This window comes from Burkholderia sp. BCC0398, assembly GCF_902833245.1.
Lineage (GTDB): Bacteria > Pseudomonadota > Gammaproteobacteria > Burkholderiales > Burkholderiaceae > Burkholderia > Burkholderia sola.
Window position 1 is genome coordinate 451,886 of the sequence record NZ_CADFEM010000002.1, and the last position, 21,269, is coordinate 473,154.

Here is a 21,269-nt window from a genome sequence, read left to right on the forward strand (position 1 = left end):
GCCGGCGTACCGGTTTCTCCGACCTGTTGACGGGCCTCGCATGCGAGGCCCTTTTTTCATGCGGCACGGCGTTCGCCGACCGTCACGCCCATGCGGCATCCCACGCCGGCTGCGCGAACCACGTGGCGAGGAACGCGACGAGCCGCGACGTGCGCGCACTGCCGCGCGGCTGCTGACGCAGCACGTGAATCGTCGCCGGCTCGGGCGCCGCCGCGTACTGCGGCAGCAGCGCGCGCAACCGTCCGTCGCGCAGCGCGTCCGCCACGAGCCAGGTCGGCAGGTGCGCGAGACCGAGCCCGTCGATCGCCGCCTCGAGCAACGCTTCCGAATGATTGCTGCGAAACCGCGGCTGCGCCGGCACGTGACGGCGCTCGCCGAAGCGCCATGCGCCGGGCGGCGGTGCGCCATGCCACGCGAGACAGTCGTGGCCGGCGAGCGCGTCGGGCGAGGCGGGCTCGCCGCGCCGGGCGAGGTAGGCCGCGCTCGCGCACAGCACGCGCCGCTGCGGCGCCAGCACCGTCGCGACGAAACGCGTGTCCTCGAGCGGGCCGATGCGCACCGCGAGATCGACGTCGGAGCCCAGCCGTGCGCCCTGCAGGTCGACCATGCTGTCGGTCAGCACGAGATCGACCTGCAGCGCCGGATGACGCTGCATGAACGCGGCCAGCGCAGCCATCAGGTGCCGCCGGCCGAACGGCGCCGGACAGTCGATGCGCAGCAGGCCGCCCGGTTCGTCGTGCTGGCTGTGCAGGTCTTCCTGTAGTCCGCGCAGTTCGGCCAGCATGCGGGCCGCGCGCCCATATAGAAGCTGCCCGGCCTCGGTCGGCCGCAGCGCGTGCGTGGTGCGATGCAGGAGCCGGATGCCGAGCTGCGTCTCGAGCCGGTCGATGCGCCGCGTGACCGACGACGCGGCGACGCCGAGCCGGCGCGCGGCCGCCGAGAAGCTCTGCTGATCGACCACGTCGACGAACAGCGCGAGGTGCGGGGAAAGGAAGTCGTCCATGCGGGGGCCTGCTGATTTGGCTATGCGGATAACGCAAAACAATCATCCACCTTTGCACGTTTCCGTGTCAAACCGGGCCCACTAGACTGCATTCACCGGTTTCATCCGCCGCACGCGCCGGCCCGCCGGGCCGGGCAGCCGCCATCTTCACGGAGATCATCATGCGCAGCATCCGCTTCGACACCCCCGCCGCCGACATCGAGTCGCTCGACGCGCGGGTCCGGGACATCGCCCCGCCCGTACCGGCCGACGGCCAGGTGCTGATCGAGGTGCGCGCGGCCGGCGTGAATCCGAGCGACGTGAAGGCCGCGCTCGGCCGCATGCCGCATGCGGTGTGGCCGCGCACACCCGGGCGCGACTGGGCCGGGATCGTGCGCAGCGGCCCCGACGACTGGATCGGCGCGCCGGTGTGGGGCTCGGGCGGCGATCTCGGCGTCGGGCGCGACGGTTCGCATGCGGAATGGCTCGTGCTGGACGCCGCGCACGTGCGTCGCAAGCCGGGCGTGCTGACGCTCGACGAGGCGGCCGGCGTCGGCGTGCCGTTCGTCACCGCGTACGAAGGCCTCCGTCGCGCCGGGATGCCGACGGCCGACGACGTCGTGCTCGTGTTCGGCGCGAACGGCAAGGTCGGTCAGGCCGCGATCCAGCTCGCCACCGCGCGCGGCGCGACCGTGATCGGCGTCGAGCGCGGGCCCGGCGACTATCGCGGTCACGCGTCGGGCGACGTCCACATGATCGACGCGTCGAGCCGCGCGGTGGCCGACGCGGTGCGCGAGTTGACCGGCGGCCACGGCGCGGACGTCGTCTACAACACGGTCGGCAGCCCGTATTTCGACGCGGCGAACGCGTCGATGGCGATCGGCGCGCGGCAGATCTTCATCTCGACGATCGAGCGCAGCGTGCCGTTCGACATCTTTTCGTTCTATCGCGGCCAGCACACGTTCGTGGGCATCGATTCGCTGCAGCTCGGCGCGGCCGCGGTCGCGCAGATCCTCGACACGCTCGCGCCCGGCTTCGGCAACGGCACGCTGCGCCCGTTCCCGATCGGCGACGACTACGTGTACCCGCTCGAGCGTGCGCACGACGCGTATCGCGCGGTGCTGGCCGGCGCGCGCGAGCGCGTCATCCTCAAGCCCTGACGCCGGACCTACAGGAGACCGCCATGATGGATTACGTGACCTCGCTCGCGGTGGGCATCGGTGTCGGCGTGTTGTACGCGCTGCTGCACGTGCGCTCGCCGGCCCCGCCGCTCGTTGCGCTCGTCGGCCTGCTCGGGATGGTGATCGGCGAACGCGCGATCGCGCTGCTGCGTTGATGCGACGCCCGATGCCGCGCTAGCGATCGTCGCGGCGTCGGAACGCCCACCACGCGGCCAGCGCGGTGAAGCCGGCAACGAGCAGCACCATCAGCCAGAAGCCGTGCTTGTTCTCCGAGAACGGCACGCCGCCGACGTTCATCCCGAAGAAGCCCGCGACGATGTTGATCGGCAGCGCGATCACGGTGACGAGCGTCAGCGTGAACAGCGTCCGGTTGTTCTGCTCGTCGAGGCGCGAACCGATCTCTTCCTGCAGCAGCTTGATCCGCTCGTTGAGCCCCGCCAGATCGGCGAGCACCAGCGAGAATTCCTCGGTCGACTCGCGCAGCTCCTGCACGTCTTCCGTGTGCAGCCACGCGGGCGGCTTCGCGAGCAGCCGGAAGACCGAGCCGGGCTCCGGCGCGAGCATGCGCTGCAGGCGCGTCAGCGTGCGGCGCATCGCGCCGAGCTCGCTGCGGCTCGACGTGAGCCGCTGCGACAGGAAGCGATCCTCGATGCGGTCGACGTCGATGCTCGTGCGCCGCATGATCTGGATCAGCAGGTCGGCCTGATCGCGCAGCAGATGCACGAGCAGCTCCGCGGGCGAGCGGAACAGCTCGCCGTCGCGCACGGACGCGCGCAGCGTGTCGACCGAGCGCAGCGGCTTGAGCCGCGCGGTCACCATGATGCGCCGCTCGACGTGGACGAACAGCGTCGCGATCTCCGACGGCGTGAGTTCGAGGTTGAACATCACGTCGTTGACGATCGCGCGCAACGCGCCGTCCTCCTGCTCGATGCGCGTCGAGCGCGAGCCTTCGTGCAGGAATTCGAAGAAGCTGTCGGGCAGCCCGAGATGCGTGCGCATCCAGCGCTCGCTCGCGCCGTGCGCGAGATTGAAATGCAGCCAGACGAAATCGCCCGATGCGGCCGCGCCGTGCTCGCGGCACGTGCGCAGCCACGCGGCGGCCGCGTCGGCATCGAGCAGCGCGCCGGCGCCGCCCGGAACGAAGCGGAATCCGCACACCATGCCGGACGTATCGGCGCCGTAAGTCTGTACGATCAGGTCCATCGTGTCGAAGGGGGTGCGGCGCGCGGCGCGCCGCACATCGCGGGTCGCGGGCCCGCGCCGGGAAAAGAAAGGAAACGTATGCCCGACGGGCGTGACGCGTTCGTGACAGCGTCACGCGGCATCATACCGGCAGCTTCTCCGCGCCTCCGAAATCAACGCGCCGCCCGATGGGCGGCGCTGACAGGGAAGCATCGTGGCGTGCGCGACGCGCGTTACTGCCGCGTCTCCGACTGCGCGGCGCTCGGGCACGCGGGATCCTTGCCCCAGTGGCCGTCGCACACGCGCCAGCGGCACAGCTGATCCTCGAAGAAACCGCGCTCCGAACACTCCTTCACGCGCGTCCCCAGCGAGCCGCCGGTCGCGGCCGTCTTGGTCGGCACGGCCTGCGCCTTCTGGGCGGCGAGTTTCTTGTCGGCCGGCTTCGTGCGCGCGACGAGCGCGGCGAGCAGATCGGCATCCGGATCGTCCTTCGCGCCCGCCTTCGCGGTTCGGGTCGGCGCCGCTTCGCGGCGCTTCTTCGCCTGCGCGAGCTCGGCCTGCTGTTCCTTGCGATGCTTGCGGGCTTCGGCCTTCGTGTCGGCCTTCGCATCGGTCTTGCCGTGAGCCGCGGCCTTCGTGCTCTTCGACGCGTCGGCCTTCGCCGTCTTGGTCGTCGCCGCTGCCGCGGCAGCCGCCGTTGCGGCGACGCCGGCCGTGGCCGCCGCGCCCGAACCCTCGTCGGTGCCGTTGGCGAGCGCACGCGACAGGCGGCTGTTGTCCGCGGCGGAAGCGGATGCGGATGCAACGGTCTGGGACGCCGAATCGTCGTTGACGATCGTGGCCGGTTGCGCGGCCGGTGCAGCGGATGCGCCATTCTGCGCGACCTGCGCGGCGCCGCCGCTGGCCGGTGCGGCCTTGGCCGGCGCAGCCGCCGCCGGTGCCGGCGCGGCCGCGATCGCGATCGCGGCAGGCTGCTCGCCCGGCGACTGCTGCATGCGCCACGCGCCCCAGCCGCCGACGGCCACGACCAACGCCACGACGGCGGCGATCGGCGCCTTCAGCGAACGGCGCGGCGGCTCGGCGGGCGGCGTGACACGCCCTTCCAGATCCGCGAGAATGCGCGACTGCCGAGGTCCTCCCTCGCCTGCCGGTTTAGTATCGGACAGCAGGCTGGGCGGAGTTTTCGAATTTGAATTTTCCGGCGCACTCATTCAGCGTCTCATTGAATCCTGGTTTAATTCACCGCGATAATATAGCCCGGCCTCTCGAAGCAGCCTGATTCTAAGAGCAAGCATTGCAAAACACAATCAATTCCAATTTCCGGGGATTTCGTTGATTGCCGTCGCACTCGTCGCCTATTTCGCCCTTGCCGTCGCCATCGCGGCACTGTTGCTTTTACCGGGTATCCGCGCGACCGTTTTCGAATCCGTGGCCCAGTTTCACGGCCGTCTCACGCGCCGTGCGAACGCTCGCGCCGCCCGCGCGCGGAGTCAGATTGTTAAATCGGCAAGCGTGACGCGCGGTGCATTTAGTGACGTGCAAAATTTACTGGTTCGGCGGCGCTTGATGATTATGGTGTCGGCAGGTATTCTTGCGACGCCGCCATTGGTGGCCATTGCGTTACGCGGTCGGCAATTATTTCAGTACGACGACACCGCGCGCGTGCCCGACGAGAAGATCGCCGCGCTGTTGCAGGGCGAACAACTCGTGCCGCCGCCGCCGTTGCCGCCGGAAGTCTTTGCCACGAAGGAAGTCGAACAGGTCCGCCCGGCGCTGAAGGACGCAAGCCGCGACTGGAACCTGCTGGACCCGGATTTCCGGACGCGTTTGCTGCTGGTCTACAAGATCATGCACGAACAACATGGTTATGAAATGGCGCTGCTGGAAGGCTACCGGAGCCCGGAACGACAGAACCGGCTCGCGCAGATGGGCACGAACGTGACCAATGCGGCGGCCTTCCAGAGTTATCACCAGTTCGGGCTGGCGGCCGACAACGCGTTCCTGCGCGACGGCAAGCTGGTCATTTCCGAGAAAGATCCGTGGGCGATGCGCGGCTACCAGTTGTACGGCCAGGTCGCCGAGCAAGTCGGCCTGACCTGGGGCGGCCGATGGAAAATGATGGATCTCGGGCACGTGGAATACCATAAACCCGGTTTTAAACTGGGACGCGGCAGCTAGTCAGCGCTGCCGGACAAGAAATAATGAGGGCGGCATGGGGCTTTTTAATCACCCGGCAGGAAACGATTTGGGCGGCGCAAACAATCGGGCATTCCGGTGCGCGATTTTTTCCGGCCGCCGCTTCCGTTTTAAATCTCACAGCGTCCTTTCGTTAATGCGCGCGCCTGCTCCGATGCCGCGAGCGCATTGATGCCAGCCTCCTTCATCCCGTTTGACAGCATGGCGACACATCGCGGCGCCACCCTTGCCGCTCGGCGCGCCTGCGTCGCCTCATCGAATCGCACCGGAACCTGAACGTCCTATGCAACGCATCCTCAACGTGCTGACTCATCCGCGTACGCTCTCGATCGTCGGGATCGTCGCGCTAGCGGCCATCCTGTTCATCGTCGCCGACATGTTGCAGCTGCCGCTCCTGTGGGCGGCGATCGCGTTCGCGGCGGTCCTCGCGCTGTGGCTCGTCGTCGCGCTGTGGCGCCGCTGGCGCGTGAAGCGCGCGAACCAGCAGCTCGGCCAGGTGCTGGAAGAGCAGGCGGAAACCGGCAAGATCGCCGCACCGGCCGCCGCCGCGCTCGCGCCGGACGCGAAGACGGCCGACCTCGACGTGCTGCGCACGCGCCTGTCGGACGCGGTGAAGACGATCAAGACGTCGAAGATCGGCCAGGTGTCGGGCGGCTCCGCGCTGTACGAACTGCCGTGGTACATCGTGATCGGCAACCCGGCCGCGGGCAAGAGCAGCGCCGTGCTCAATTCCGGCCTGCAATTCCCGTTCGCGGACAAGAACAGCGCCGTGATCCACGGCATCGGCGGCACCCGCAACTGCGACTGGTTCTTCACGACCGAGGGGATCCTGCTCGACACGGCCGGCCGCTATTCGGTGCACGAGGAAGACCGCAGCGAGTGGCTCGGCTTCCTCGGGCTGCTCAAGCGCTACCGTCCGAAGGCGCCGATCAACGGCATCATCGTCACGGCCAGCATCGCCGAACTCACCGGCAACCGCCCGGAATTCGCGATCAACCTCGCGAAAAACCTTCGTCAGCGCGTTCAGGAACTGACGGAAAAGCTCGAAGTGTTCGCGCCGGTCTACGTGATGTTCACGAAGGCCGACCTGATCACCGGCTTCACCGAATTCTTCAGCAGCAGCGACAAGCACGAGTACGACCGCGTGTGGGGCGCGACGCTGCCCTACGAGCCCGACGACAAGCGCGACGTCGTCGCGCAGTTCGACACGCACTTCGAGGAACTCTACGAAGGGCTGAAGGAAATCAGCGTCGCGCAGCTGTCGCTGTCGCGCGGCAACCAGCTGTCGCCGGGCCAGCTGAGCTTCCCGCTCGAATTCTCGACGATCAAGCCGTCGCTGCGCGCATTCCTCGCGACGCTGTTCGAGAACAACCCGTTCCAGTACAAGCCGATCTTCCGCGGCTTCTACTTCACCAGCGCGCTGCAGGAAGGCGAAACCAACAGCGCGGCCGCGCAGCGCATCGCGCACCGCTTCGGCCTCGACGGCAGCGCGCTGCCGAAACCGCACAGCGCGTTCTCGAAGAACGGCTTCTTCCTGCGCGACCTGTTCTCGAAGGTGATCTTCGCCGACCGCCAGACGGTGCGCCAGTTCGCGAGCCCGACCAAGACGCGGCTGCGCTACGCGACCTTCTTCGGCTTCGTCGCGGCACTCGCGCTCGCGCTCGGCGGCTGGACCTGGTCGACGATCGGCAACCAGCAGCTCGTGTCGAACGTGCAGGCCGACCTCGACAACGTCACGCGCCTGCAGCAGGGCCGCAACGACCTGCAGTCGCGCCTGCAGGCGATGGACATCCTGGAAGACCGGATCGAGCAGCTCGAACAGTTCCGCCGTGACAAGCCGCTGTCGGTGTCGCTCGGCCTGTACCAGGGCGACCGTCTCGAGCAGCACCTGCTGACCGAGTACTACAACGGCGTGCGCCAGATCCTGCTGGCTCCCGTATCGCAGAACCTCGCGTCGTTCATGAAGGACGTGAACGCGCACCCCGAGCAGCTCGTGCCGATGACGCGCCCGCCGGAATCGGGCGCCGTGCAGGGCGGCACGATGCCGGTGTCGACGAACGCGGCAGGCGCCGCGCCGCAGGCCGGCGCCGTGCTGGCCGCGTCGGGCGCCGCGCCGGCCGCCGCCCCGCAGCAGCCCGCCGCGCCGCAGGGCGGCCTCTACAGCGACGCGTCGCCGACCAACGTGCAGGATGCGTACAACGCGCTGAAGACCTACCTGATGCTGTCCGACAAGCGTCACGTCGAACAGGCGCACCTGACCGACCAGCTCGCCCGCTTCTGGCGCGGCTGGCTCGAGACGAATCGCGGCAACATGCCGCGCGACGAGATGATCCGGAGCGCCGAGCGCATGATCTCGTTCTACCTGTCGCGCGTGAACGACAACGACTGGCCGATGATCGACGCGAACCTCGCGCTCGTCGACCAGACCCGCGAGAACCTGCGCCGCGTCGTGCGCGGCATGCCGGCCCGCCAGCGCGTGTACGAGGAAATCAAGGCCCGTGCGTCGACCCGCTTCGCGCCGATGACCATCGCGCGCATCGTCGGCGACGGCAACCAGGGGCTCGTGGCAGGCAGCTACGCGATTCCGGGCACGTTCACGCGTGAAGCGTGGTTCGACTACGTGCAGCCGGCGATCCGCGATGCGGCGACCAAGGAACTGCAGGCGAAGGACTGGGTGCTCAACACGTCGACGCAGGACGACCTGACGCTCGAGGGCAGCCCCGAGCAGATCCAGAAGACGCTCGTCGGCATGTACAAGACCGAGTACGCGCAGCACTGGCAGAAATTCATGCAGGGCATCGCGGTCCAGGGCTTCACCAGCTTCGGCCAGGCCGTCGACGGGATGAACCGCCTCGGCGACCCGCAGGATTCGCCGATCCGCAAGATCCTCGAGACCGCGTACGACCAGACGTCGTGGGACAACCCGTCGCTCGCGAACGTGACGATCAAGAAGGCGCAGACGGGCGTCGTGAACTGGGTCAAGCAACTGTTCACGCGCTCGCAGGCCGGCCAGATGGCGGCAGCCAACATCGACATCAACGGCAATCCGGCCGAGGTGCCGATGGGTCCGATCGGCCAGGAGTTCGTCGGGCTCGCGCGGATCGTCGCGACGCATGACGGCACGTCGATGCTGAAGGGCTACATGGAGTCGCTGTCGAAGGTCCGCACCCGCTTCAACGTGATCAAGAACCAGGGCGACCCGGGGCCGGGCGCGCGCCAGCTGATGCAGCAGACGCTCGACGGCAGCGGTTCGGAACTCGCCGATTCGCTGAAGCTCGTCGACGAGCAGATGCTGACGGGCCTGACCGATTCGCAACGCAAGTCGCTGCGCCCGCTGCTGGTGCGGCCGCTGATGCAGGCGTTCGCGGTCGTGATCCAGCCGGCCAGCGCCGAAGTCAACAAGGTGTGGAACGCGCAGGTCTACCAGCCGTTCCAGAGCTCGCTCGCGACCAAGTACCCGTTCGCGGCGAACGCGAAGGTCGAGGCCGGCGCCGGCGAGATCGCGCAGGTGTTCGGCCCGGACGGCTCGATCGCGAAGTTCGTCGGCACGACGCTCGGGCCGCTCGCGGTGCGCCGCGGCGACACGCTCGCCGCCCGCACGTGGGGCGACATGGGCATCGGGCTCACGCCGGACTTCACGAGCGGCTTTGCACGCTGGGTCGCGCCGCTCGCCGGCGGTGCGGCAGGCAGTGCCGCCGCGTCGTCCGAGCCGCAAACCGTGTTCCAGATCCTGCCGCAGCCGAGCACGGGCACGACGGAATACACGATCGCGATCGACGGCCAGCAACTGCGCTACCGCAACACGCCGCCGCAGTGGACCAACTTCGTGTGGCCGAACCCGCAGGGCGCGCCGGGCGCGACGCTGTCCGCGACGACCTTCGACGGCCGCACGGTGCAGCTCGTCAACGAGCCGGGCCGCTACGGTCTCGAGAAGCTGATCAACTCGGCGCAGCGCAAGCGCCGTCCGGACGGCACCTTCGACCTGACGTGGGCACAGGGCAGCGTGAACGTGTCGGTGACGATGCGCATCATCAGTACGTCGCAACCGTCGGCCGGTGGCGGCGACCAGCCGCAGCAGCAAAGCCTGCGCGGCCTGCAGCTGCCGTCGTCGGTCGCCGACGCGAGCGCAGGCGCCGCGCAGAACGCGACGCAAGCCGGCACCGGCACGCCGGGTGCCGCGCCGGCCGTCGCGGCCGCCAACGCAACGAATGCACAGAGGGCGCAATGACGCAAACCGTACAGGCGCAAATCGCCTACTTCGGCAAGATTCCGTCGCGCGGCGACTTCGTGAAGAGCGCGCACAATCCGCAGCTGCTGCAGACGCTCGATCGCTGGATCGCGCAGGCGCTCGAGCTGCTCGCGGAAGATCCGCGCTGGAAGATCGTCTACGAGGACGCGAAGCCGATGCATTTCGCGTTCCTCGGTTCGCGCAGCAAGCTCGCGATCGCGGGCCACATGGTCGCGAGCCACGACGTGTCGATGCGCCGCTTCCCGTTCCTCGGCGCCACCGCGCTGGAGGTCGACCGGCCGCTGGCGTTCCTCGCGCGCAGCCCGCTCGCGTTCGCGCGGCTGTGGTCGCGCGTCGCCGCGCAGATCCCGCCGCTGCTCGGCAAGGACGAGCCGCCCGGCGCGCTGCAGGCGCTCGGCGACACGCAGGTGCCGATCGACGTCGGCGGCCCCGGCACGTCGCATGACGGCACCTTCAACGATTTCGTCGAACACCAGTCGCTGCACGGCCTGCAGGAGATGCTGCTCGAAAGCGGTCATCCGGTGCGGCTGCGCGGCGCGATGCTCGCGCTCGGCTCGCTGCTGCGGCCGGTGATGCAGAGCGGCTCGTCGCACATCGAACGCGGCCTCACGCTGCCGCTGCCGGTCGATCCGTTCTACCGCAGCCTCGTCGCCGCGTTCTGGCTCGAGCTGATCGCGCCGTTCGTCGCGCAGGCCGACTTCGAGCTGGCGATCTTCATCGGCACGATCGCCGAACGCGAACGGCTCATCATCGGCTTCAACGGCGCGTCGGCGAAGACGCTGCTGAGCGTCGTCGACCCGCAGACCTACGCCGCCCACAACATCGACATCGACGATCCCGAGTGGATCGACGCCCATGCGCAAAACGATCACCAGATCAGCAAGCTCGTCAGCTACCTCGACCAACCGCAACTCTCGCTGCGTGTCGCCATCGACGCGTTCCGCGAAGCGTTCATCGGAGGCTGACGGCATGCATCGCACGATTCAGGTCCGGCGCGCGCGCCTGTCGTCCGCCGTCTCGCCCGCCCTCGCCGCGCTGTTCGCGGCCGGCCTCGTCGCGAGCGGCGCGGCCTTCGCGCAGAACACGGGCGCGACCGTCACGCCGGTCGGCAACGGCACGGTCGCGACGACCGCGCTGCCGCAGGCGAACCCGAACGCCGGCGGCGCGTCGGGCACGGTGGTGCACGGCACCACCGCCGGCACGATCGCGCCGCCGCCCGCGAATGCAACGCCCGGCCAGGTGGTTGTCGGCGGCAAGGTGCCCGACGAAGCGACCAAGGCCGCCGTGCTGCAGAAGCTGCGCGACACCTACGGCGCGACGAACGTCGTCGACCAGGTCGAGGTGGGCGACGTCGCGACGCCGCCGAACTGGAGCGCGAACGTGCAGAAGCTGCTCGGCGCGCAGCTCAAGCAGATCAGCAAGGGCCAGTTGAAAATCAATGGCACGCAGATCGAGATGAAGGGCGAGGTGCACAACGAGGCGCAGCGCCAGCAGCTCGCGAGCGACATGGCGAACACGCTGAACCCGACGTACACGATCAAGAACGGGCTGCGCGTGTCGGCGTCCGAACAGGGCGTGCTCGACCAGACGCTCGCGAACCGGACGATCGAGTTCGAGACCGGCAGCGCGACGCTGACGCCGCAAGGCAAGCTGATCCTCGACCAGATGGCGGCCGCGCTCGCGAAGATGCAGAACCGCACGGTCGACATCATCGGCCACACCGACAATTCGGGGAACCGGACGTCGAACATCGCGCTGAGCCAGGCGCGCGCGGATGCGGTGAAGGGTTATCTGATCACGAAGAGCATTCCGCCGCAGCAGATGACGACGACGGGGGTCGGGCCGGATCAGCCGATCGCGCCGAATGATACGGCGGATGGCAGGGCGAGGAATCGGCGGATCGAGTTCCGGGTGGGGCAGTAACGGGGATTCGGCCGACCGCTGGCTCAACGGCGAAGCGGCGCGGCACACGACGGGCGGTGGCAGCGATGCGCCGCCCGTCGTGCGTTCACGCCTGCTCGTCGGGCCTCACCCCCAGCAGCTCGCGAATATGCGACAGCGAGCCGTCGTCCTTCACGACGCTCTCGAGCCACTTGTGCAGCGGCATGTCGGCCCATTCGGCCGCCTTGTCGGCGAGATACGCGACCGGGCTGTGCGGCTCGGTCTGACGGAAATAGCGCGCCACCGCACGCAACTGGTCGACGGCCTGCGCACGGTTCTGGATGCCGGCGATCATCTGCGTCACCGGAGGACGCGAAGCGGTCTGCTGCTGCACGTGAGTCTCCTCGGTCTGGATCGGCTGGCCGAACACCGGCTCGATGCGTTCTGACTGGGCCTGCGGCGCCGCCTGCGTGTGCGGCGCGCTGCCCGTATAGCCCTGTTCGCGCGCAAAGCGCTCGGCGAGCCGGTACACGGTCTCGAACGCGTCGCGCGCCTGCCGGAAGCTCGGCGCCGAATCGCCCGCTCGCTCGACGAGCCGCTCCTCGAACGCATCGAGCGCGAATTCGAACGCCTTCAGGTTCGCCAGCAGCGCCGTGTAGAACGCGATCGACGTCACGCGCCGCGACGCATCGATCTGCTCGATCGACGGCTTGCCGCGCGCGATGTCGTCCGCGTGCTCGGGATCGCGCTTGATCGACTGCGCGACGTGCTGCGCGACTTCCCAGTCGAGCGTGCTGAACGCATTCGATGCGCCGTCCGTCAGCGGCACCGCGCGCAGCAGCTCGGCCGTGCGGCCGGACAACCATGCGACGTTGCCGAGCCGGTGCTCGATGTCGTCGTCCTCGGGCAGCGGGTGGAAGGTGTCCCAGAAGTCGCGGCACAGGCCCTCGAGCAGCGCATAGCCTTCGGTGAGGCCCGTGATGCCGTCCTCGAGCGCGAGTGCCTCGGTCAGCCATACGGCGAGCCGCAGGTCCTTCGTGCGCGTGCGCAGCAGCTCGCCCGCATGATCGACGACGAAGCCCCAGTCGGCCTCCTTGATCTCGGTCACCCATTCGCCCTGGTCGAGCGTCGGGTCGTCGTAGCGCCGCGCGTCCTGGATCGCGTCGAATTCGTTCGAAAACAGCAGGTCGTCGCCGCTGGGCGACGCGTCGCTGATCGGCGTCAGCAGCTCGGGGAGATTGATCGGCATGGTTCAGTGAATCCGTTGATGCATCAGATGTCGCGCGTGGGGCTCATTCGACGGTGTACGCGAATTCGCCGGCCTCGTCCGCACGCACCGCGATGCGCGCGATGGCCGCGCCGTCGGCGATCCGGCCGAGCACGTGGCCCGCGATCTCCGGCAGCAGCGTGCCGTTCAGGATGTGGTCGACGTTGCGGGCGCCCGAATCGACCTCGGTGCAGCGCGCGAGCACCGCGTCGACGAGCGATTCGTCCCATTCGAACGCGGCCTTGTGGTTCGCCTCGATCCGGCGGCGGATGCGTTCGAGCTTCAGCTCGATGATCTCGGCCAGCACGTCGTCGGAAATCGGGTAGTACGGCACGACCTTCATCCGGCCAAGGAACGCCGGCTTGAAGGTCTTGTACAGCTGCGGACGCAGCGTCTCGGCGAGCGCGTCCGGATCGGGCAATTCCTCGGCCGGCTTGTTCAGGCAGGCCTGCATCACCGCGGCCGAGCCGACGTTCGACGTCAGGATGATCAGCGTGTTGCGGAAGTCGATCTCGCGCCCTTCCGCGTCGTCCATCGTGCCCTTGTCGAACACCTGGAAGAACATCTCGAGCACGTCCGGGTGCGCCTTCTCGACCTCGTCGAGCAACACGACGGAATACGGGTTGCGGCGCACGGCCTCGGTCAGCACGCCGCCCTCGCCGTAACCGACGTAGCCGGGCGGCGAGCCCTTCAGGCCCGACACGCTGTGCGCTTCCTGGTACTCGCTCATGTTGATCGTGACCATCTTGCGCTCGCCGCCGTACAGGATGTCGGCCAGCGCCAGCGCCGTCTCGGTCTTGCCGACGCCCGACGGCCCGACGAACATGAACACGCCGCGCGGCTTGTTCGGATCCTCGAGGTTCGCGGTCGCGGTGCGCACGCGCTGCGCGATCGCCTCCAGCGCATGGTCCTGGCCGATCACGCGCGCGGTCAGCAGCGGCTGCAGGTTCAGCACGGTGTCGATTTCATCCTTCACCATCCGGCCGAGCGGAATGCCCGTCCACGCGGCGACGATCTCGGCGACGACGTGGCCGTCGACCTGCAGCGGCACCATCGGCTCGCCGCCTTGCAGCGCATGCAGCGCCGCGACGCGTTCGGTCAACTTCTCGCGCGTGGCCGGCACATCGACGGGTTCGCCGTCTTCCGACGGTCCGCGCGCCTTGTCGAGCGCGTCGCGCAGTTCGGTGATCTCGGCGACGATCACGCGCTCGGCCTCATAGCGTGCTTCGTCCTTCGCCAGGTGTTCGAGCGCCGTTTCGCGCGCGCCGCGCAGCTCGCCGAGCCGCTCGTCGTGCGCCGCGCCGCCCGCCGCCTCGCGCTCCAGCGACGCGATTTCCGCATCGATGCGCTCGATGCGCTTCTTCGTATCGTCGATCGCGGCCGGCGTCGCGCTGTGCGCGAGCGCGACCTTCGCGCACGCGGTGTCGAGCACGCTGATCGCCTTGTCCGGCAGCTGGCGGCCGCTGATGTAGCGGTGCGACAGGCGCACGGCCTCGGTGATCGCATCGTCGAGAATCCGCACGTTGAAGTGCTTCTCCATCAGGCCCGACATCCCGCGCAGCATCGCGGCGGCCAGCGGCTCGCTCGGCTCCTCGACCTTCACGACCTGAAAGCGCCGCGCGAGCGCCGCATCCTTCTCGAAGTACTTCTTGTATTCGCTCCACGTCGTCGCGGCGATCGTGCGCAACTCGCCGCGCGCGAGCGCCGGCTTCAGCAGGTTCGCGGCGTCGTTCTGGCCGGCCTGGCCGCCCGCGCCGATGATCGTGTGCGCCTCGTCGATGAACAGGATGATCGGGTGCGCACTCTTCTTCACCTCGTCGATCACGCTCTTCAGCCGGTTCTCGAACTCGCCCTTCACGCTCGCGCCGGCCTGCAGCAGCCCCATGTCGAGCACGTGCAACGCGACGCCGCGCAACGGCGGCGGCACGTCGTCGGCCGCGATCCGCAGCGCGAGCCCTTCGACGACCGCCGTTTTGCCGACGCCGGCCTCGCCGGTCATGATCGGGTTGTTCTGGCGGCGGCGCATCAGGATGTCGATCGCCTGGCGGATCTCCGCTTCGCGGCCGATCACCGGGTCGATCTTGCCGTCGCGTGCGCGCTGCGTGAGGTTGGTCGTGTACGTGTCGAGCGCGGGCGTCTTCGACGGGCCGGCCGCGGGTGCAAAGCCGTCGGCGGCCGGCGCGGCGTCGCTGCCCTCGTCGTCCGCCTGGCGCGGCTCGGCTTCGCTCGAGCCGGCCATGATTTCGTCGAACTTGTGCTTCAGGTCCGTCACGTTCATTTCCGCGAACCGCGACGACATCCGCTGCGCGAACTGCGCGAGATCCGGCGCGGTCAGCAGCGCGAGCAGCAGATGCCCCGACCGGATGCGGCCGAGCTGCGAATCGAGCGACGCGATCAGCCACGCCTGCTCGAACAGCGCGATCAGGTGCACGGAGAACACCGGCGTGCGCGTGTTGCCCGTCTTCAGGCGCGTGAGCTCGCGTTCGAGATCGGCATGCAGCGCATGCGGATCGACGCGGCTCGCGCGCAAGGCGAGCGGCAGGTCGCCCGTCGCTTCGTCGAGCAACGCGAGGAACAGGTGCTCCAGATCGACCTCGTAATGGCCGCGCGCCAGGCACGCGCTCGCCGCCCGCTCGGTCGCGTGGCGGCACAGCGGGTTCAGTTTCGTGATCAGGGTCTTCAGAGGCGTGCTCATGGCGTCGATCTCAGGTTCGATTGCGTGTTGTTGTTAGGTCAGTGAATCACGTGCAGTTCGTAGCGGGCGTCCGAGCGGTCCTCGAGCGCGTCGCGCGTGCACAGGAACGCGTCCCACCCGAGCCGCGAACCCGCGCCGAGCACGCTCGCGCCGACTTCCGTGCGCTTGAGCACGAGCTTCACCTCGTACTCGAGCGTGACGCCGGCGAGCAGCGTCAGCATCCGTTCGAGCGCGATGGCGTGCGCGCCGCCGGGCAGGAACGCCTCGTAGTCGCGCTTGGATAGCGGGCCGACGACGATCCGCGCGCGCATGTCGCGCTGCCACACGCGCTCGCCGACGAGCGCCGTCGCACCGAGCACCGCGTTGACTTCGCCGAGCACGCTCAGCTGGTCGGGCGGCACGTCGTACCACTTGCCGACGAACTGGTCGATTTTCACCGGCACGCGGAAGTAATCGGACAGCGTGCGTTGCAGGTAGGCGGCCGACATCGGCCGGTGCCGCGCGGCGAGCGCGTAGCCGGCCACGGCTTCGTCGAGCACGCCGCCCGGGCCGGCCGCGAGACTGTCGCGCACCTCGTCGCTCGGCACGCCCGCGATCGCGAGCAACAGCGGCAGGTAGCGCTCGTCGCGGTCGAGTTCGTAATGGAACGGCAGTCGGTATTTCTTCCACGCCGCATAGAACAGCGCGGTCGCGCGGTTCGAGAACACGTCGAAGAACGCGCGCGCCGCGTGGTCGCGCCGCAGGTGCTCGCGCGCGACGATCTGTTCGGTGTAGTGCAGCGGCAGCGCGCCCTGCCCGCCGAGCAGCCCGAAGAACGCGGGCGTCAGCTCGACGCGACCGAGCTCGCCGGCGGCCAGCGCGGCGCCGCGCTGCTCGTCCGAGTTCAGCGGCGCGCCGTCGCCGTCGAACGAGCGCGCGCCTTCGATCTCGCTCGGCGGGAAGCCGAGCGACAGCGTGTTGCGGAATGCGATGCGCTGCGCGACCACGTCGCCCTGCCGCCACGCGCCGGGCGCATCCGACGCCTGCCGCGCGAACAGCCCTTCGAGCACGCGCACCGCCTGGAAGAACTCGAAGCGATGCGGCTCGTCGAGCAGCGCGTCGACTACGCCAGGATCGATTCGCCGGTTCGGGGCTTGCATCGGATGATCTCCTCGCCGGTGCGCTTCGACACGACGACCAATTGAACGAAACTGTTGAGGTGGACGTACAGCCCGAAGAAGCTGTCGAGCACGCGCACGAACGACGCGAGGCTCGCGCCGACGAAGTGTTCCTCGTCGATCGTCAGCCGGATCTCGATGCCGCGCACGAAGGTCGCGAACGGCTTGCCGGGCAGCCACTGCACGGCGCCGCGCTGCTCGACGCCGGCCAGGCCGTCGATCTGGCGCATCGACACGGCCGTGCGTCGCAGGTCGTACAGCGTCAGCATTTCCTTCAGCGGCGCGAGGCCGTGCGCGACGAGCGACACGTGATTGAGCGCGAGGTGCGACACGAGCCGCCAGTGCGCGGCGCGGCCGCGCTCGAAGCGCACGCTCTGCGTCGGGCGGCGCAGCATCGAGATGCCGCTCGTCTGCGCGCCGCCTTCCTGGAACAGGTCGCCGCCCTCGAGGCCGAACGCCAGCATCGCCGGCAGGTCGCGGTTCGTGCAGGTGAGGTCGAGGCTCAGCGTGTCGGTTTGCGGCGACGTCGGCTCGAAGTCGATGTCGACGATCGAGATCTCGGTTTCGTAACCGGGGCTCTTCTGCGCGACCCAGTCGTTGCGACGCGCGAACCAGTAATGGCCGATCCGCGCCGATTCGCCGTGATGCAGCGAATAGAACGGGCGGAACTCGATCACCGATTCCTCGTGCGCCTGCTGCCGGACGAGCTTCACCGAATCGATCGAGTACACCTCGTACGCGAATGCGCGCCGCGCCTCGGCGATCACCGGATACGACACCGCGCGGTGCGTGATGCGGATCGGCTCGCCGTGCTGGCGGAACAGGTTGACGATCGGCGTGCAGAACAGCCGGAAATGGCTTGCGGTCAGCAACTCCAGCAGGCGCGCGACGTGCGAATCGCTGCGCACGTCTTGCAGCACGAGATGCAGCGTCGCGCGCTGGCAGCGGCCCGATGCACGTGCGATCGCCGCGAGGTCGAAGTCGACGAAATCGAACTTGTCGGGAAACGCGAAGTATTCGGTGAGCAGCCGGTACGCGGGATGCGATTTCGCCGGATAGTCGATCAGCGCGTCGTCCTCGTCGAAGCCGGCCTGCGCGATCGGCAGCTTGCGCAGCGCGGTCCAGCGGCCGTTGCGTTCCGGCTCGACATACGCGCCGAGCACGTTGACGAACAGGCAGTCGGTCAGCGCGGCGACGAACGACTGCTCGCCGTGCAGATGCGCGCGCAGCGTCGACAGCTTCAGCGCGCCGAGATCGAGCTGCGCGGCGAGCGATTCGAACGTGATCGAGATCACGCCCGTCGCGTTCGACGGCAGCACCGTCGCGCTCGGCGCGAGCGCGACCGGCGTATAGCGCGCCTCCGAGATGCGAATCGGCGCGAGCGTCACGTCGTAGGCGGTGCGGAACCGGCATTGCACGCCGCGGATCGGGCGGCTCTTGAGCTCGGTGCCGCGATCGATCACGACCGGCTCGGTCTGCTGGCCGGGCGAAGCCGGCGTGAACTGCGCGATCGAGCACGACGGGAAGGGCCGCAGGTAGTGCGGATACAGCACTTCCAGCAGCGCTTCGGTGAATTCCGGGTAGTCGTCGTCGAGCTTCTTGTTGATGCGCGCGCCGAGCAGCGCGAACGACTCGATCATCCGCTCGACGTGCGGATCCTCGCAGTGCTCGCCCGACACCGCGAGACGCGCGGCGATCTTCGGATAGCGTTCGGCGAAATCGCGCGAATAGCGCCGCAAAAACGATAATTCGCGTTCGTAATACGGCAGCAATTCTTCCATCGACGACCCCGAACCTCAATATTTCTGCCGGACCTGATTGACCACCGGGCGGTCCGGCCCGCTCGGCGGCTTGATTTACTGCATTCGCGCCGCGCGTGCGCGCGTGACCGAGTATTGCAGCGTCGACGGTTGCAGCATCGCGTCGAAACTCACCGGCTCCTCGGCCGGGTGTACGACGAGCAGCGCCTGGATCGCGAAGTAGAGCGCGTTGGTGGCCTGCTCGTTCAGCTCGAACGTCACCTGCACCTGCTGCAGGCGCGGCTCATGGCGCGCGATCGCCTGCTGGATCGACTTGCAGATGAATGCGCGATCGTAGTGGCTCGCGAGGCTCAGCCCCGCGAAATCGTTCAGCCCGTAGGTCAGCACCGATTTCTGGCATTCCGGCAGCGTGGCCAGCTCGTTCTCGGTGTGGGCGATACGGGTGTTGAGGATCGCCTCGACGTCGCGGGCGACCGTGTTCTTCAGCTCTTCCAGCGACAATTGCCGCATCGCTGCCGAGGCCGGCAGGTGCGGTTCGTCGTCGAACAGCTTGTCGAGAAAACTGGGTTCGAATCGTTTCATCGGCCGAGGTGGACAGCGAAAACGGCAACGGGACGCGAAGCGCCCCGTTGCCGCAACCGACCTTAGACCGCGTAGGTCTTGTCGTTCTTCGTCAGGCTCCAGGCGCCTTGCGTGTTGCCGCCCTGGTTGCCGCCGATCTTCTGCTGGGTTTGCTTCCACTGCACGGCTGCGTACTTCAGCGAGAACGTCTCGAGGGGCAGACCTTCCTCGCGAACGCTCGGGGCGATGCTCGAGATGATCACGTACTTGAGCTTGACTTCCAGATACTGCACGCGCTTGCCTTCACCGTCCGCGCGCGAGAAATGGACCGTCACTTCGTCGAACGTGGTACCGCCCGAAGCGTGCTGGTACAGCAGCGGGCTCGACGAATCGATTTCCTTCGTGAAGATCATGTCGCCGTGCTCGCAACGCGTCATCGTGTGACCGCCAGCGGTCGATGCGGTTGCCGAACGCGGCTGAACGATCGAGTGATCCCACGATTTCAGTTCGATCCAGCCCTGGTGGTCCTTGTCCGCGGATTCGCCCTTCACCGCGGGACTACCAAACTGCAAGTGCATATGTAACATGGCCCTTCGACTCCCCAAAGAGGTGGTTTTAACGTCCTACCCAGGCGGCCCGCCCGGGCGATCTACTCGCTTATGAATTTGCCGGTTTGGGCAGATCAGCGACAAGTCGCAGAGAAATCGAGAGTTCGTCGAGCTGAAAGTGCGGGCGCAGGAACGCGACCGAACGATACGAGCCCGGCTTGCCCGGAATCTCCGACACTTGTATGGATGCCTCGCGCAGCGGAAATTGCGCTTTCTGTTCCTGCGAGGCGTTGTCGTCGAGCAGGACGTATTGCGAAATCCACCGGTTGAGGAAAGTCTCCACGTTCTGCGCCGATGCGAAGCTGCCGATCTTGTCCCGCATCATCGCCTTCAGGTAGTGCGCGACGCGCGATACCGAGAAGATGTACTGAAGCTGGGCGGACAGGACGGCGTTCGCATTCGCGCTGTCGGTGCTGTATTTCTTCGGCTTCTGCACCGACTGCGCAGCGAAGAACGCGGCGTAATCTGAGTTCTTGCAATGGACGAGCGGGATGAAGCCGAGGTCGCTCAGCTCCTTCTCGCGGCGATCGGTGATCGCGATTTCAGTCGGGCACTTCAGCGCGACTTCACCGTCGTCGGTCTTGAACGTATGGGTCGGCAAATCCTCGACGAGGCCGCCGCCTTCGACGCCGCGGATCGCCGCGCACCAGCCGAAGTCGTCGAACGCGGCCGTCAGGCGGGCCGCGAAGGCCCATGCCGCGTTGCACCACAGGTACTTGTCGTGGTCGGTGCCATCGACGTCCTCGACGAAGTTGAAGTTCTCCGCGGTCTGGCCGTCCTTCGGATTGAACGGCAGGCGGCCGAGGAAGCGCGGCAGCGTCAGGCCGACGTAGCGCGAATCCTCCGCGTCGCGGAACGACTTCCACTTCGCGTATTCGACGGTGTCGAACACCTTGCCGAGGTCGCGCGGCTTGCCGAGGTCGGAGAACGACTCGAGGCCGAGCAGCTCCGGCGACGCCGACGCGATGAACGGCGCATGCGCGGCCGCGGCGACGTGCGACATCTGCTCGATGAAGTACATGTCTTCGGGCTGACGCGAGATCTCGTAATCGCCGATCAGCGCACCGAACGGCGAGCCGCCGAACGTGCCGAATTCCTCTTCGTAGACTTTCTTGAACAGCGCGCTCTGGTCGAACTCGCTCGCGCCCTTGAAGTCGCGCACGAGGTCGCGCTTCGGCGCGTGCAGCGCCTTGATCTTGATCGTCTGGCCCGTGTTGCTTTCCTTGACCAGATAATCCATTCCGCGCCACGTGCTTTCGAGGCGCTGGAATTCCGGCGCGTGCATCACGGCGGAAAGCTGCGTGGAAATCAGGCGGTCGAGTTCCGCGACGCGCGCGTCGATCGTGGCCGACAGGTTGTCCGACACGATCACCGTGCCGTCGAGCACCTGGTGCACGAGTTCGCCGATCAGGTCCTTCGCACGCGCATGCTCGGAATCGGATTTCGCGACCTTGCTCTTCTCGACGATGTCGTCGAGCAGCGAGGTCCCGGCGGCGTATTCCGCGCCGCTCGCTTGGGCCGCAGCCGTTTGCTGGTTCATCTCAATACTC

Annotated in this window: 16 protein-coding genes; 6 read left to right on the forward strand and 10 right to left on the reverse strand. The window is 67.7% G+C overall.

Annotated features, from left to right (window positions below; translation table 11 throughout):
• Positions 1–82: 82 nt before the first annotated feature.
• Positions 83–1,003, reverse strand: coding sequence for a LysR family transcriptional regulator (locus HWX76_RS05920; RefSeq protein WP_050013090.1), 921 nt, complete (start codon positions 1,001–1,003; stop codon positions 83–85).
• A 161-nt stretch (positions 1,004–1,164) separates the two neighbouring features.
• Here HWX76_RS05920 and HWX76_RS05925 point away from each other — a divergent pair, with 161 nt between their 5' ends.
• Both HWX76_RS05925 and HWX76_RS05930 read left to right on the forward strand, forming a co-directional pair.
• Entirely contained in the window at positions 1,165–2,142 is a 978-nt protein-coding gene (locus HWX76_RS05925) for a zinc-binding alcohol dehydrogenase family protein (RefSeq protein ID WP_176015597.1), read from the forward strand.
• A 23-nt stretch (positions 2,143–2,165) separates the two neighbouring features.
• Positions 2,166–2,318, forward strand: coding sequence for a DUF1427 family protein (locus HWX76_RS05930; protein ID WP_080334215.1), 153 nt, complete (start codon positions 2,166–2,168; stop codon positions 2,316–2,318).
• 19 nt (positions 2,319–2,337) lie between these two features.
• Here HWX76_RS05930 and HWX76_RS05935 read toward each other — a convergent pair whose 3' ends face one another.
• Both HWX76_RS05935 and HWX76_RS05940 read right to left on the reverse strand, forming a co-directional pair.
• On the reverse strand, positions 2,338–3,366 hold the full coding sequence (locus HWX76_RS05935; RefSeq protein WP_050013092.1) for a transporter: 1,029 nt from the start codon (positions 3,364–3,366) through the stop codon (positions 2,338–2,340).
• A 212-nt stretch (positions 3,367–3,578) separates the two neighbouring features.
• Positions 3,579–4,556 carry a phage tail protein gene (locus tag HWX76_RS05940; RefSeq protein WP_176015598.1) on the reverse strand — a complete coding sequence of 326 codons (978 nt, stop codon included), beginning with the start codon at positions 4,554–4,556 and terminating at the stop codon, positions 3,579–3,581.
• 121 nt (positions 4,557–4,677) lie between these two features.
• On the opposite strand from HWX76_RS05940, the gene HWX76_RS05945 reads away from it, so the two are divergent.
• The 4 genes from HWX76_RS05945 to HWX76_RS05960 all read left to right on the forward strand — a co-directional run bounded on the left by HWX76_RS05945 (position 4,678) and on the right by HWX76_RS05960 (position 11,713).
• Complete coding sequence (locus HWX76_RS05945) at positions 4,678–5,523, forward strand: M15 family metallopeptidase (RefSeq protein ID WP_050013094.1); 846 nt, start codon at positions 4,678–4,680, stop codon at positions 5,521–5,523.
• 301 nt (positions 5,524–5,824) lie between these two features.
• Positions 5,825–9,769 carry a type VI secretion system membrane subunit TssM gene (gene tssM / locus HWX76_RS05950; RefSeq protein ID WP_176015599.1) on the forward strand — a complete coding sequence of 1,315 codons (3,945 nt, stop codon included), beginning with the start codon at positions 5,825–5,827 and terminating at the stop codon, positions 9,767–9,769.
• On the forward strand, positions 9,766–10,755 hold the full coding sequence (tagF, locus tag HWX76_RS05955) for a type VI secretion system-associated protein TagF (protein WP_050013096.1): 990 nt from the start codon (positions 9,766–9,768) through the stop codon (positions 10,753–10,755). The genes tssM and tagF overlap by 4 nt, the downstream gene beginning before the upstream one ends.
• Before the next feature lie 4 nt (positions 10,756–10,759).
• Entirely contained in the window at positions 10,760–11,713 is a 954-nt protein-coding gene (locus tag HWX76_RS05960) for an OmpA family protein (protein WP_050013097.1), read from the forward strand.
• Between the two features lie 85 nt (positions 11,714–11,798).
• Here HWX76_RS05960 and tssA read toward each other — a convergent pair whose 3' ends face one another.
• The 7 genes from tssA to tssC all read right to left on the reverse strand — a co-directional run bounded on the left by tssA (position 11,799) and on the right by tssC (position 21,259).
• Positions 11,799–12,920, reverse strand: coding sequence for a type VI secretion system protein TssA (gene tssA / locus HWX76_RS05965; RefSeq protein WP_050013098.1), 1,122 nt, complete (start codon positions 12,918–12,920; stop codon positions 11,799–11,801).
• Positions 12,921–12,963: 43 nt separating this feature from the next.
• Positions 12,964–15,633, reverse strand: coding sequence for a type VI secretion system ATPase TssH (gene tssH, locus HWX76_RS05970; RefSeq protein ID WP_176015600.1), 2,670 nt, complete (start codon positions 15,631–15,633; stop codon positions 12,964–12,966).
• A 38-nt stretch (positions 15,634–15,671) separates the two neighbouring features.
• Positions 15,672–16,772 (reverse strand): type VI secretion system baseplate subunit TssG, encoded by a 1,101-nt coding sequence (gene tssG / locus HWX76_RS05975; protein ID WP_089488120.1) that lies wholly within the window; start codon positions 16,770–16,772, stop codon positions 15,672–15,674.
• Positions 16,736–18,571, reverse strand: coding sequence for a type VI secretion system baseplate subunit TssF (gene tssF / locus HWX76_RS05980; protein WP_050013101.1), 1,836 nt, complete (start codon positions 18,569–18,571; stop codon positions 16,736–16,738). Before tssF ends, tssG begins: the two co-directional genes overlap by 37 nt.
• A 75-nt stretch (positions 18,572–18,646) precedes the next feature.
• A complete protein-coding gene (gene tssE, locus HWX76_RS05985; protein ID WP_089488119.1) occupies positions 18,647–19,132 on the reverse strand; it encodes a type VI secretion system baseplate subunit TssE in 486 nt (161 codons plus the stop codon).
• Positions 19,133–19,194: 62 nt separating this feature from the next.
• Positions 19,195–19,698, reverse strand: coding sequence for a type VI secretion system tube protein Hcp (locus HWX76_RS05990; protein ID WP_006477093.1), 504 nt, complete (start codon positions 19,696–19,698; stop codon positions 19,195–19,197).
• 70 nt (positions 19,699–19,768) lie between these two features.
• Positions 19,769–21,259 (reverse strand): type VI secretion system contractile sheath large subunit, encoded by a 1,491-nt coding sequence (tssC, locus tag HWX76_RS05995; protein ID WP_006477094.1) that lies wholly within the window; start codon positions 21,257–21,259, stop codon positions 19,769–19,771.
• Positions 21,260–21,269 lie beyond the last annotated feature (10 nt).